Source organism: Pedobacter roseus (assembly GCF_014395225.1).
Lineage (GTDB): Bacteria > Bacteroidota > Bacteroidia > Sphingobacteriales > Sphingobacteriaceae > Pedobacter > Pedobacter roseus.
In genome coordinates this window covers 2,053,946-2,068,398 of record NZ_CP060723.1, presented here as the reverse complement: position 1 = coordinate 2,068,398, position 14,453 = coordinate 2,053,946, and the positions used below count along the sequence as shown (strand labels likewise).

At 38.0% G+C, this 14,453-nt stretch carries 10 protein-coding genes and 2 tRNA genes; 1 reads left to right on the top strand and 11 read right to left on the bottom strand.

Annotated features, from left to right (window positions below):
* Nucleotides 1–197 precede the first annotated feature (197 nt).
* From H9L23_RS08480 to H9L23_RS08450, 7 genes are all read right to left on the bottom strand, one after another.
* A complete protein-coding gene (locus H9L23_RS08480; RefSeq protein WP_187594546.1) occupies nt 198–809 on the bottom strand; it encodes a hypothetical protein in 612 nt (203 codons plus the stop codon).
* Between the two features lie 209 nt (nt 810–1,018).
* Complete coding sequence (locus H9L23_RS08475) at nt 1,019–1,906, bottom strand: cation diffusion facilitator family transporter (protein WP_187594545.1); 888 nt, start codon at nt 1,904–1,906, stop codon at nt 1,019–1,021.
* Nucleotides 1,907–2,530: 624 nt separating this feature from the next.
* Entirely contained in the window at nt 2,531–2,710 is a 180-nt protein-coding gene (locus tag H9L23_RS08470; protein WP_187594544.1) for a histone H1, read from the bottom strand.
* A gap of 200 nt (nt 2,711–2,910) precedes the next feature.
* Nucleotides 2,911–6,960 carry a malto-oligosyltrehalose synthase gene (treY, locus tag H9L23_RS08465; protein ID WP_187594543.1) on the bottom strand — a complete coding sequence of 1,350 codons (4,050 nt, stop codon included), beginning with the start codon at nt 6,958–6,960 and terminating at the stop codon, nt 2,911–2,913.
* Complete coding sequence (gene treZ / locus H9L23_RS08460) at nt 6,953–8,833, bottom strand: malto-oligosyltrehalose trehalohydrolase (RefSeq protein ID WP_187594542.1); 1,881 nt, start codon at nt 8,831–8,833, stop codon at nt 6,953–6,955. The genes treY and treZ overlap by 8 nt, the downstream gene beginning before the upstream one ends.
* 380 nt (nt 8,834–9,213) lie before the next feature.
* Nucleotides 9,214–9,287: transfer RNA gene (locus H9L23_RS08455), tRNA-Pro, on the bottom strand.
* A 58-nt stretch (nt 9,288–9,345) separates the two neighbouring features.
* Entirely contained in the window at nt 9,346–9,720 is a 375-nt protein-coding gene (locus H9L23_RS08450; RefSeq protein WP_187594541.1) for a winged helix-turn-helix transcriptional regulator, read from the bottom strand.
* Between the two features lie 97 nt (nt 9,721–9,817).
* On the opposite strand from H9L23_RS08450, the gene H9L23_RS08445 reads away from it, so the two are divergent.
* Nucleotides 9,818–10,348 (top strand): NAD(P)H-dependent oxidoreductase, encoded by a 531-nt coding sequence (locus tag H9L23_RS08445; RefSeq protein ID WP_187594540.1) that lies wholly within the window; start codon nt 9,818–9,820, stop codon nt 10,346–10,348.
* Nucleotides 10,349–10,909: 561 nt separating this feature from the next.
* On the opposite strand, the gene H9L23_RS08440 is transcribed toward H9L23_RS08445, so the two are convergent.
* From H9L23_RS08440 to uxuA, 4 genes are all read right to left on the bottom strand, one after another.
* Nucleotides 10,910–11,752 carry a polysaccharide deacetylase family protein gene (locus H9L23_RS08440; protein WP_187594539.1) on the bottom strand — a complete coding sequence of 281 codons (843 nt, stop codon included), beginning with the start codon at nt 11,750–11,752 and terminating at the stop codon, nt 10,910–10,912.
* A gap of 541 nt (nt 11,753–12,293) precedes the next feature.
* Nucleotides 12,294–12,367 (bottom strand) — tRNA-Arg (locus tag H9L23_RS08435).
* A gap of 219 nt (nt 12,368–12,586) precedes the next feature.
* Entirely contained in the window at nt 12,587–12,820 is a 234-nt protein-coding gene (locus tag H9L23_RS08430) for a hypothetical protein (RefSeq protein WP_187594538.1), read from the bottom strand.
* 446 nt (nt 12,821–13,266) lie between these two features.
* On the bottom strand, nt 13,267–14,430 hold the full coding sequence (gene uxuA / locus H9L23_RS08425; protein ID WP_187594537.1) for a mannonate dehydratase: 1,164 nt from the start codon (nt 14,428–14,430) through the stop codon (nt 13,267–13,269).
* Nucleotides 14,431–14,453 lie beyond the last annotated feature (23 nt).

Here is a 14,453-nt window from a genome sequence, read left to right as displayed (position 1 = left end):
ACTAAGAAGATACAAATTAGGAAATAAAAATTACTTATTTGTATTTTTTGTATTATTTATTATGCAGATAAAGATATATTTTGTTATTATTTAAAGCCATATAAATAGTAATAAAGGAATATTGTTAGAAATGATGGAATACAGGATATCAGCGCTTCGCACATAGCACAATACAATTAATACTAAGATTTTATCTTTTATTTGCCCATCTGAGGGAGATACCCACCCTTAAACATATTTACAAATGATTTTGGAGTTAAAACATTAACCATCTCCAAATCAGGTAATGCAATGGATTTTTCATAACCTGCAGGTGTCCATAAATGCAATTGATTTTGTTTTAACAAATAAGACTGGTCTTGATAAAGAACAAAAGTACCATCAGGAAGATCAACTAATTTCTCTTGGTATGTGACTTTGATTTTATTGGCTGTAACCCTTTCCTGATGAAGAATATTGTCGATTTCAGAAACAGGGGTTTTCATATCAAACCCATATTCGGGGTTACTTTTTAACCAATAAGTTTTAAACCGTTGATGATCTTCGTAACGACATTGGAAGCAAGGACGGTGACCGGCAGAAAATGCGGTGGCTTCGTCTAAAAAGAATAACTCTGTCCAACGGTTGGGCTGCATTACCTCACGGTGCCTGTTCCTAAATTCAAGAACACAGGTAATCCAGGCTTTGATTTTATAAGGACGTACGATCTCCTGTTGTTCGTTATGCAATACCCCACGGTTACCCAGCCATGCTCCACGGTGAGGTGTTTTAATGATTTGTCCGGATGGATTTACCCTGTTTTGAAGCATAACCGATTTGCTGATAATTATTCTCTTTAAATCATCATTTTGAGTGAAGTCGAGAAATCTTTGGATTAAATATAATTTAAAGTATTAAATATAATGATCGGGAACAGCAGAAAAATGACAACTTTGTTCACGCCGCAAATATTAGTCAAGAGTATTTTGAAATCAAGTGATCAATTTATCATATCCGTTACTTTTTGGCTTGAACGGCATTAATCATGATGCCCTGAAGGTTCAATATGGATCAAAATATTGCCCAGTTCAGGAATATCGTGGTGCAACGTATCCTGAAGTTTATGGGCAAGTTCGTGGCCTGCCCTAACCGAAAGACTGCCATCAACCAATGCATGGAGATCAACATGGTATTTCATGCCTGATTTACGGATAAAACATTTTTCGGTGCCCGAAATACCCTGAACGGTTGTAGAAACCTTTCTGATTTCTTCAATGATATCTTCATAGAGGTTTTCATCCATTATCTCGCCCAAAGCTGGTCTGAAAATATGGTAACAGTTATACAGGATAAAACCTGCCGCAAACAAGGCCGACCAATCATCTGCAGACTCATAACCTTTACCCATAAACAAGGCCACCGAAATGCCGATAAAAGCGGCAACGGAGGTAATGGCATCGCTTCTATGATGCCAGGCATCTGCCTTTAAGGATGAACTGTTGGTTTCTTTGCTCCTCTTCATCACCAGGCGGAAAGAAATTTCCTTCCAGATGATGATTGCGCCAAGAATAAATAAGGTAAAGGGTTTGGGCAAACCATGAGGGGTCTGTATGTTTTCGATACTCTCGTAAGCAATTATGGTGGCTGAAGTGATTAAAAAACCAACGACTAAAAATGTGATTAAAGGTTCTGCCCTGCCATGACCGTAAGGGTGGTTTTCATCGGCGGGACGGTTGGAGTATTTGATCCCGAAGAGCACTAAAACTGACGAAAAAATATCGGCAGTTGATTCAATAGCATCTGCGATAAGGGCATAAGAATTTCCAAAAATTCCGGCTGCGCCTTTAATGAGGGCCAAAGAGGTGTTACCGATGATACTAAAGTAAGTTGCCTTGATTGCTATTTGCTCATTTGTTGCTTCCGCCATATTTACACCCCGCATATAATCTTATAGGACTGCAAAAGTAAATAAATTATAAGTGCAGCGGTATGAATAATGCACAAAAAAAGGCAAACATTTGCATGTTTACCTTTCCTTTGCTTAAAGTCATCACAAATTAAACAAATCCTACTTACACGAACGGATAGACAATCAAATTCATGTGCAACAAAATTAATACTATCCGCTTATAGTAAGGAATGATAAACAGTGATTGTAATTGACATTAATCAAAAAACATATTCCAAATTAGTGTAAAAAAATTTCAGTCGACAATTTAAGTTTACGAGTTTTAAGTATCGCATTGGCAGTTACAAATATTGGTGAAGCAGTATCCACACGATAAGAAAATCAAGAAACAGACGTTTTATTTTTAAAATCTGAGTTTCAATCTGTGCAATTTGCGGGATTGAATAATGGATAAAAGTGATGCTATTAATTAATTGCTGTGAATTAACCATACAAGACATATATAAGCCAAGATTGGTATAGCGTATAAGATCTTCTATAAAAATTGTGTGCGTAGCAATGCGGATGGTAAACTACAAACACCAGAAAACAAAAAAGCTCCTGGCATATACCAGAAGCTTTATATGCTAAAATGCGGTTCAATTATTTTGCAGTATTTTTCTTTTCAGTAACCTCAGCTCTGATATCTTGAGCCAATACTTTTAAATCTTGCATTGCTTTACGTACACGTGTACCTGCTGCAGCATTACCACCATCATAAAATTTTGCTACATCAGCTTCAACTGAAGCGATAACTTCCTGTACTTGTTTGAATTTGTCCATAATTGTTTTTAATTGGGATCTTTTACAGATCCTGGTTATCATTTTGTTTTCTTTCCGTATGCAATTTACGGGCCGCAAAACTAAACAATTCTATTAAAAAACAATATCTGGGTGCAAAAGAAAGGCATTTTGATGCTTCTTTAGTAAATTTGTTACCATTGCACCCTAATTTAACCCGAATAGCTCACTCCAAAAGAAACTTAAATAGCCCTGCCGTACATTTCTGTCTGCTTTTTAAGCCAGTTTATAACCTCAACCGTTAAATTTTCTGATTTTAAACGCCACAACCAATTGTTTTCCATGCTCCCAGGAGTATTCATCCGGGCATCTTCACTTAAGCTTAAAATATCCTGAATGGGTAAGATCGCTATTTTAGCAATTGAAGCATAAACCATCCTCAGGATTGTTCCGTTTACATTATTTTCGTTCACCCTAGCGCCTGAGTAGAGATTTAACCTTTCTCGGGCTTTGCTATTCATTTCTGCTATAAACCAACCCTTAATGGTGTTATTATCATGTGTTCCGCTATATACGATACTATTTACAGAATCGAAATTATGCGGAATGTGGGGCGAGGCCAAAAGATCTTCTCCAAACGAAAACTGTAGCACTTTCATGCCTGGAAATTTCAGTTCGTTCCGCAAAATTTCAACATCATCAGATATTTCGCCTAAATCTTCTGCAATAAAGGGTAACTCGCCCAGTGCGTTTTCAATTGTTTTGAAAAATGCAGTTCCGGGACCTTGTACCCATTTACCATTTGTGGCGTCAGTATCTCCTGCCGGAATTTCCCAATAGGAAGAAAAAGCCCTGAAATGATCGAGTCGGAGCAAATCAAAAAGCTCAATATTTTTCTTCAAACGTTTCACCCACCAGGCATAACCGTCCGCTTTTATATTTTCCCAGTTAAAAACTGGCATGCCCCAAAGCTGTCCCTTTTCGTTAAAATAATCAGGTGGAACACCAGCAACTCGTTCCGGATTGAGATCAGCATCCAATTTAAACAGTTCCGGATGAGCCCAAACTTCAACTGAGTCGCGGTCTACATAAAATGGAAGATCGCCAATAATATCCACCCCATTCTGGTTGGCATATTGTTTCAGTTGCGCCCACTGTTTATAAAAGATAAACTGCTGCCATTTAATTTCATCGATTTCGCTGGCGTTTTTCTTAATAAATCTTTCAACTGTTTCATGGTCGTTTTTCTTAAATTCATCAGGCCAATGGTACCATTCTAAATGCTGGTGATGTTGTTTAATAGCCACATAAATCGCAAAATCGTTAAGCCAGTCTTTCTCTTTGCTACAGAAATCTTTATACAGCTTTTGCAAAATGGGATCTGTTGTTTTTAAAAAACGTTGATAAGCTTTATTCAATAATTCAGCTTTCGATTTTTCTACTGCTTTAAAATCTACCTGCTCATTAGATGGAAGGGCAGCGTTTTCCATTTCTTTTGACGTGAGCAGTCCATCCTGTATCAACAACTCCGGACTGATCAACAATACATTACCTGCCATGGCCGAATTACTTGAATAAGGCGAATGTCCATTTTCTGCCTTGGTTGGATTGAGCGGCAAAATCTGCCAGTAGCGTTGTTTCGAAGCAGAAAGAAAATCTACAAAGTTTTTTGCATCGGTACCAAGATCTCCAATTCCAAAAGAGGAAGGCAAAGAAGTAATGTGCATTAATATACCTGCCGACCGCTCTGGCTGCCTGTGTTTGAGTGCGATGATAGCCAGAGGGATTTCTGCAAACAATTGATTGACCTGAATCCCTTCATTCAAGAGATCTTTGGAAAACGTTTGCGCAGACAATAAATCGCGCCAGCTGGTTGGTGCATTTTTAGGTAAAATAATTTCCGTATCAAGCCAATCAAAAGCTTTATCAGCAATATTTTTAGTAAGCGAGGCCAGGCCCAATGGAACAGCTACAACAATCCATTGCTGATCCAGTTTACGGGCGAAAGCGAAAATATTTTTACTGTACTTACCCCTAACGGTTAGAGGAACGTAATCTCCTTCTTCAAGAATCAGGTGATTTTCTGTTCGAACCTTTAATAACGTTTTGGTGAGCCACAATTTTATTTTTCCAGAATAACGCTCCTGCCAAAGGCTTTTAGTTGTTGAATTTTGCAGATCAGCCATTAAATCAGCACTTCTTTCATAATCTACTGCCCTGCGGTTATCAGGGTCAACCAGGCTTAAATCCCAAAGTTCAGTTCCCTGATAAATATCCGGAATACCTGGACAGGTAAATTTTAATAACAGTTGCGTTAAACTGTTAACAATAGCGAAATCAGCAATTTCGGCTAAAAAAGCAGTTAATATTTGATAACCTTCACTTCCATCACTGATCAAAAGCTGGGCAAATTCTTTTAATTTATTTTCATAATCCTCATCAGGTTCGGCCCAATCAGAACGTTTTTTGGCTTCTCTAAGCGCTTTTTCTATGTACTGGCCCAATCGCTCATGAATGTCATCCTCTACAATACCCGGCATGGTCAAAGCACCTAAAGTAGTTTGAATAATGAGGTAAATGTCGTTTTGGTGCAGCCACTTAAAGGATGGTGTTTTGGCCTGGAGCGCTGCAGTTAATTGCAATAGTTCGTGCACAACCTTGGCCCAGCGGTTTGGAATGTCGGTTAGTACATTTAACCTGGCGCGTATATCCTCTCCTTTTTTGGTATCATGTGTCGAACTGCCGTTCATGGATAAAGGCCAGCTTAATTGCCGCTGGATCATATCCTGATGAAATTCTTCAGCAGTAATTCCAAAAGCATCGGCAGCATCGCCAACCTCGCTATGCCCTACAAAACGGTTGTAGGTAAACATTAGGGTATCTTCTACCCCTTTTGCCATTAGCGGTCCTGTAAATTGCATGCAACGCTGATAAAAAGCCTGTAGCTTTTGGTTATACGCGTTGTCTTTTCTAGCTGGATTAATCAAAAACACTTCTTCCAGAAACTTACCTGCTTCACCTAATTCAGGATGCACCATAACGGGCAACAATAAATCCTTGATTTTGGATGAATCTTCAGGCGATAATGGAAATTCATAGTGATAATAGCGATACACAGGCATCTGGATCAGCATTTCGCCTAAGGCCTCTTTAATTTTTTCTTCACCAACAGCAAGTGCACGTTTTTCATCCATCAGGCCCGAACTCCTAAACAAATTGAAAAGGTTATCGAGCTCACCATGCATGTGTTTATACAGAATTGCCGTTTTCTTTTCATGCATCAATTTTTCAGGATCTTGTTTTTTACCTGTAACCTGCTGATAAAGTTGATTAAAAGGTTTTTCTCCGGCCTTATTGGTCAGCAGGTTATTGCTCATCGCTAAAAAATCATAACCGGTATTTCCCTGCGCTTTCCATTCGGCCGGCATTTGTTCTTTACCTGCTAAAATCTTTTCTACTACGATATAAACATCCTCACCTACCTGTTCCCTTAACTGATCGAGGTAAACTTTTGGATCGTAAAGTCCATCAATGTGATCGATCCTTAAACCCTGAAAGATTCCTTTTTCTACCAATTGAAAGATGTATTGATGGTAAGTTTTGAAAACTTCAGAATTTTGAATATTTAAGCAAATAAGGCTATTTACAGTAAAAAAGCGCCTGTAATTTATCTTTTTATCGGTTTCCTGCCAGTTACAGAGGCGATAATGTTGTAAACCGATCAGTTCTGTTAAAAGTTCCGGATTCTTATTGATCTCATTCAGCTTATTTTGTTGAATAAAATTTAAACCTTCAGCATTAACCGGCCAATTGCTTTCACCATAGCTCAAAATATATTTTTGGCCTTTTTTTGCAACCTGTACAGCTAAATTGGAAATAGCATCTTCCAGATTTTCACCTAGAAAAGGAACCATTAACTTTTCCGAATAATCGATATCAAAAAATGCGGAGAATTTAGACTTTTCACCTTTTTCCAATACATCCATTAGCCATGCGTTGTTAGGGTGAAAAGCCATGTGATTGGGAACAATATCCTGTAACCAGTTGATGCCGGCAGCTTTGAGTTTTTTGTTTATTGCAAATAATTCTTTTTCAGTCCCAATTTCGGGATTAATTTTTAGAGGGTTCACCACATCGTAACCATGGCTACTTCCCGGCAATGCCTCAAAAATGGGTGAAGCATATAACGTTTCAATCCCTAAGTTTTTAAGGTAAGGAATAATCTGATCAAGCGATTTAAAATTAAAATTCTGGTTAAACTGAATACGGTAGGTAGATTGGGGTTTATACATGCTCGCTCGTAAAAATTAAAATAGATTGTGGATTGATGATAATTTGATCTTGATCGGAAACCGAGGCGATTGCTTTGTTTACTCCTCCCCATTGCACATCTGCAGAATTCAGCAAAACTTTTGCCGTGGATAAATTCGGGAACGAAAGCTTTTGTTCCCGATCGGAAAAGTTCATTAAACAGGTAAGTTTTTGCTCTTCATGCCAGCGGACCAGGATTAGACAGTTCTGATCTTTAATGGCACTTGCACTTACCTGTTTACGGTTTAAATGATTAAATGCGGGATTGCTTTTCCTTAGGGAAATGAGGTTTTTATAATACGCCAATAACAGTTGGTGTTTGGGTTGATCCAACCATTCCCAGTTGAGCTTTGAATGCTTAAAAGTAGTTTCACTTTGCGGATCAGGTGTATCTTCTGAATGCTGGAATGCCGCAAATTCGGCTTTTCTACCCTTCCTTACGGCCTCTACCAATTGTTTATCGGTATGGCTTATAAAAAACTGGAAGGGATTTTCTTCACCATACTCCTCGCCCATAAAAATCAGCGGTAAATAAGGACTACAAAAAACTGCAGCAGCAAGAAGTTTCAATAGCTCAAAACTTAATAAAGTGCTGGTTCTTTCCCCTAACATCCGGTTACCAGTTTGATCATGGTTCTGTGAAAAAACGATAAACTGTTCACCTCCATTCCCTTCTGCTTCAATTCCAAACGTTTTTCTCCGGTGTGGTGAATACTGACCATCATATACATAAGCCGTTTCATAAGATTTTGCCAGATGTTCAATTCCATTAAAATCGGCATAATAACCGTTTTTCTCCTGACCAGCAGCTACACGAAGTGCATGATGAAATTCATCAATCCACTGTCCATCCATTCCATAGCCACCTTTAGTTAAAGTATTGATATAACGGTTATCATTCAGGTCGAGTTCTACAAAAAGCTGATGTAGCTTGCCCGTTTTAGCAGAAAGCTGATCGGTATATTTTTTAATTTCTGCCAGAATATGCTGTGCGCCAAGATCTTTAATCGCATGCACGGCATCAAGCCTGAGCGCATCAATATGGAAATCCCTGAACCACATCAAAACATTTTCGATAAAATAATGGCGGACAGGGTCGGCATCCGCATCATCAAAATTAATGGCAGATCCCCATGGGGTATGGTGTTTATTGGTAAAATAAGGCCCGAAATCGTTAAAGTAATTGCCTTCTGGCCCTACATGGTTATAAACTACATCCAGTATAACGGCCAGACCTTTGTTATGGCAGGCATTTACCAAATGTTGTAAAGCTGCTGGTCCGCCATAACTATTTTGAACAGCGAAAGGAAAAACACCATCGTAACCCCAGTTCCTTTCGCCGGGAAACTGAGCCACAGGCATAATTTCTATAGCAGTGATACCCAATTGAAGCAAATAATCGAGTTTAGCTTCGATTGATATAAAATCGCCATTTGGGCTGAAAGTTCCGGTATGAAGTTCGTAAATGATATAATCTTTTTGCGCTAAACCCTTCCAATTTTGATCAGTCCACTTAAAATCGTTTACATTACAGGCGCTGGAATACTCGCCTATTCCATTTTTAAAAAATAAAGCAGCAGGATCGGCCCTTCGTAGTATCGATGGATTGGAAGTATATTTTTCTTTCTTTTTCTCATTCCAGATCTCAAAACCGTACTCATCACCAGATTTTATCTGATCGGTTTGGATAAACCAGTAACCAAATTCCTCTTCCTCCATTTCTATAGGATCAAGTTTTTTTTTGATCACAAGAAATACTTTTGAAGCATAGGGCGCCCATAGTCGTATTTCTGTACTACCATCTTCTAAAAAGTTTAAACCTATTGTGCGTCGGCTGGTATCTATTTGTATCATTGAGTAGCTGGATTTTTAGGTTTATTGGTTTAGCGAAAATGTGCTTTCAATTTCCATCAGTTGAAACCAATTTTTTTTAATAGAAAAGCATGGTTAAGCCTAAAAAGTTTTGGATAAAAGATAAAAAAGGATTTGGACCCTATTTCTATGAAAAAGTTAATGATGATGTTGCTGGCCTATACCATTAGTTTTGCGAGTTTCGTGCAAGCCCGTCATGACACCACAAAAAAGAAAACAGAGAAAACGAAACCAGCCAAAAGCAAGTTGCGGCCATCTTAAAAAAGACACTACACAGCGTGATATGTTGAAGCACGAAACCATGCTAAAACCAATTTACCACGTTAATAGAAAAAGGCCCGACGATGGCCTTGTTTCTTCAGTCGGGATGAGAAGATTCGAACTTCCGACCTCCAGCACCCCATGCTGGCGCGATACCTGGCTACGCTACATCCCGTATTAAAAATGAATTATTCTGCAAAGATAATATCCGTTTGAAAAAAATCAAGCCCAAATTAAATTGCAGGCTTTTCTCCATCTAAAGCTTTGTGTTTTTCTCCCCAATTTTCAAGCAGTTTAAGAATGGGTTTAAGTTCGTAACCAATCTGCGTAAGTTCGTATTCTACCTTTGGCGGTACTTCTGCATATATAGTGCGTGTAATGATTTTATTTTCTTCCAATTTACGGAGCTGCAGCGTTAACATCCTTTCGGTAATGTTTGGCAGCCGTTTTTTAAGTTCACCAAACCTGAGTTTTCCGTTAATTAACCAGGAACAGATTACGATGGACCATTGTCCGCCAATAATGTTAGCCGCATAAACTTCCGGACATTCATCAGCCAGTGCCTGCTTATTCGCAAAATTTGTTGAGGTTTCTTTGATTTTAGACATTACTTACATTTTTTATAGTACCCTACAATTGGTTGCTAATGTACATTATTTAGGTAACCCACCTTATTTTTGTAACTGTAATTTTAAAATTAATAAAATGAAAACATTAATTATTATAACCCATCCGGATATGAAAAATTCAATTGTGAATGAGAGATGGGTTGAGGAACTGCTTAAATTTCCAGATCAATTTTATGTTCATCAGTTGTACGAAGCTTATCCTGATGAAAAAATCGATGTTACAGCAGAACAAAAATTGATTGAACAATATGATAAAATTGTATTCCAGTTTCCCTACTACTGGTTTAATGCTCCAGCAATGCTTAAGAAATGGATGGACGAGGTTTTAACGCATGGATGGGCTTATGGGAGCAAAAGCGGTTACAAAGTTGGCGGGAAGAAAATTGCCCTGGCGATTTCACTAGGTGTTGATGAGCAGGAACTTAGTAACAACGGAATTTATAAATACCCTTTAGAAGAACTTACCAGACCTTTCGAGCTTTCGTTTGAGTATGTTAAAGCAGATTATAGGCCATTTTTTGCTTATTATGGAATAGAATACAATTCATCGGAAGAATGGATTGAAAAAAGTGTACCGCTTTACCTGGATTTTTTGAATCATTTATGATCGGACAGGACGGCAGGATTAAGTTTAATTCTGGAAACAAATTCTGACTTTTTTGGTCGAAATGTCAAAGAATTGAAATATTGGAAAACTGTGCCTGAAATGCTGACATGTGGATTGATTTTTGAACTTGTTCAACTGACATCGATATACAAAATTCCCTGCCATGAAAAAAATTCTTCCCTTCGCCATCGCTTCAGCAATTTCTATCATTGCGATAGTCTCATCCCTTAGCCTTGCCGACCCCGAACTTGGGATCTCAACAGCATTACTAAGCTGGATGGGTTGCCTTTGGATCATCTCTAAAGACAGAAAAAAACAGAGATGTCTCTCATAATAGAAAACCTGTATATAAAAGCACACAGTTCCTGAAATAGCGGTGTGTTAATTCAAATAGGGTAATTTAATGATAGAGGTGTTGCTACCTTTTACCCTTCAAACAAATCTTTCCAGCATCACTTTTTATACAATAGTAATCTCAGTCTGAAAGATTTTTCATCGCCAGTGCCTATCCTGGCAGGATCTATAATCATTTAGAAAAAACGAAACCAGGTAATAACAGGCTCACTTATTAAAACTTTTGTTAATACTATGGTACAAATTTCCAGCAGTGTAATTGCCTGGATCTATAATTCTTCTGATGGTATACAATGGATATTTCGCACTTCTTTTGGTAGAAAGGATAAATGCGGCTTTAATTCCATATTCACTAAGTTTTGACCCTAGGTTTTCATTATAAATACCATAGGGATAGGCCAGGTATTCTATGTCTTTCCCCGTAATCTGTTTTAGTATTTTTGCCGGTTCCAAAACCTCAACACGTAAAGCACTATCAGTAAGCCTTGTAAGGTTTTTATGCTGAAAGGTGTGATTGGCAATGATGTGTCCTTCATCAGCAAGGTATTTGATCTGTTTTTTCTTTAGCATCTGTCCTCCACCAATTGCGTCAGTTGTAATAAAAAACACTGCTTTAAATCCATATTTTTTTAATAAAGGTGCTGCGATGGTAAACTGCTCCCTATAACCATCATCAAAACTAATCATGATCGGTTTTGATGGTAGCTTTTGTCCAAATAAAAGATAATTATAAAGTTCGTTTGGCAGAATAGCATTATAATTACTATCAGCGAGCATTTTTAAATGTTTTTCAAACTTCATTGGAGAAATGACGTCATTAATATCACGTTTAGTATCTTTTTTTCTCCATTTTCTGATATGGTGGTAGCAAAGTACAGGAACCTCCTTTTTCGCAATAATCTCTGACGAAGTAGGGACAGTAATTTTATGATCGCGTGGTTTAACCTTTTCTTTTTTTGCAGCATGTTCAGGCAGATGATTACAACCCGTTATGATAACAATACAAAACAGCAATATTTTCTTAAAACACAGCCCACTTTTTATAAACATGACAACTATCTTGATTTTTTGTTCTTACACTGTTACCACTTTATTAGGAAGCAGTATGCATACATTTTCCAGATAGGATTATCCTATAATCGAAGAGTCATAAGAAATGCGCAAATGCTTTCAATAACTCTTGCTGTCAAAGTCAATAAGATTACAGATAGCCCTATTTAGCATAGGCATGCTGTGAAATTAGAATAAGTGTAAAATAAAAACTATAGGGTGTCGATAATTGTGCCTTTAAACACCATGAATGATTAAAAACAATAGATAAAGCAATTTTATCTGATCATAAAAAACAATTAATAGAGGCAGGAAGGTAACCATTATGGTATATGTTTTCGAACAACATAGGAATACAGATTTCGCTGCTAATGGACATCAGATTTTTGGTACCTGCTGATATTTGCGTTTCGTTTAATTTTCTGACAATTGGCGAGATCTGGTTTTGCTGTTGTCAATATCGATCCCAATTGATTTAATGCTCCTCTAGAGGAGACTAAATAAAAAAAGGCTTCTAGTTTTTAACTAGAAGCCTTAAATGTACCCCGGAAGGGACTCGAACCCCTGACCCTCGGTTTAGAAAACCGACGCTCTATCCAGCTGAGCTACCGAGGCTCATTTTTTAATGAGCTGCAAATATAGAAGTTCTATTTAATATGTAAAAATATATTTTAAACTATTTAGAGGCTGTTTTTCGCATTTCAAATAAGTATTTAAGAACGAAGCAATTAAAATTCGTTTTACTATGAAAAACACCTCAAAAAACAGCAGTTCGATCTATATTCGTTGCATTTAAGCATCGATTGAGGATCAAAAAAAACTTTAAAAACTAATTTAAGCGTCTTCGCCGTTCCAAATGTCGTCGTCGGCATGACTGATTTCATCATGACTTGACGTAATGCTCTTTAGTTCTTCGTGGTGGTAATTTCTTTCAGGATTTTCGGGCAGTGCATCATCATGGTTCAATGGTGCTTTACGTAAATGCTCTGGCTTTTTAACCTCTGGTAAATCATCGTGCACAACAGAAGGCGTTAAAATCTTCTTTTTGGGATAATTGCTGTTTTCCATAATTTTAAAAGACTCAAATTTTAAGCCACAACTCAAAGGTAGACTAAAATTATGGTTTTAGCGGTTTAAAGTGAAAAGGCTTTTTAGCATGTAACTAGAGAAAAAATCCTTCGAATACGGTACCATTGACAGATTTAATAGTAAGGTTGTCATCTCGACCGAAGCAACGCGCAATGGAGAGATCTTTAACCTAGTTCAAAGATTTCTCCACTGCGGTCGAAATGACGATTTACCATAACCTGTCATTTCTATTACGCTCTGGATGATAAAACGAGTGAGAAATCACGATGAAATTTTGCGTGTTTCTATGAATTCGTGGTAAAAAAAATGCGCACAAATAAACCATCATTGTTTATCTGTGCGCATCTGTGGTATCCTTCGACTATGCTCAGGATGATAAAACGAGTGAGAACGGAACGCGAATCTTTTCGTCTAAAGAACTGTATTTAATAATTCCCTGTTACCCCGATTTCCAGACCTCTCAATTCGGCTAAACCGCGTAACCTGCCAATAGCAGAATAACCCGGATTGGTTACTTTTGCCAAATCATCCAACATCTGGTGACCATGGTCTGGACGGAAAGGAATCGATTTATCACGTAATGCATTTTCTGCAGTTAGCGCTTTCATGATCTCGTACATGTTTACATCTCCACCCAAATGGTCGGCTTCGTAAAAACTGCCATCTTCATCTTTTTTCACATTACGTAAGTGCGCAAAATATACACGCGCCTTAACCGCATTAAAGATTTCTAACGCATTATTATCCATTCCGGCGCCTAGTGAGCCTGTGCAGAAGCAAACGCCGTTAAAAGGTTGATCCACCTCTTTGATAATGTAATTGAAATCCTCCAGGGTACTTGCAATCCGGGGTAAACCCAAAATAGCATAAGGCGGATCATCCGGATGAATGGTCATTTTAATGCCTTCTTCTGTACAAACCTCAGCAATGGAAGACAGGAAATACTTTAAGTTTTCTTTTAAGCCCTGTGTGCCGATAGCCTTGTATTCGTTAATGCTATTGCGTAAGGTTTCGAGCTCAATCTCCTTTTCATTAGGAATTCCCATCAGCACATTGATACGCAGATCAACCAGATCCTGCTCTGATAAAGTAGCATGTTTATCTTTCGCTCTTTTTAAGATGGAATCTGAATAATCGGCTTCGGCATTGTCCCTTTTCAGGATGTAAAGATCAAAAATGGCCAGGTCGATCCAGTTAAAATAAAGGGCTTTCGATCCATCGGTCATTTCGAGATCCAGCTGTGTACGTGTCCAGTCGAGTACGGGCATAAAATTGTAGCATACAATCTTAATTCCGCAGGCAGACAAATTGCGCAAAGAGGTTTTATAATTCTGGATATATTGACCTGCATCTGCCCTACGCGTTTTAATCGCTTCGTGCACAGGAACACTTTCTACCACCGACCAGGTTAAGCCGGCAGCTTCAATAATGGCTTTTCTTTCTTTAATATCTTCCAGTGGCCAAACTTCGCCATGTGGAATATGGTGCAATGCGGTTACAATTCCTGTAGCACCGGCCTGTTTAACATCTTGCAAGGTAACCGGATCGTTAGGTCCATACCAACGCCAGGTTTGTTCTAATTTTTTCATGATATAATATGATTACACAGATT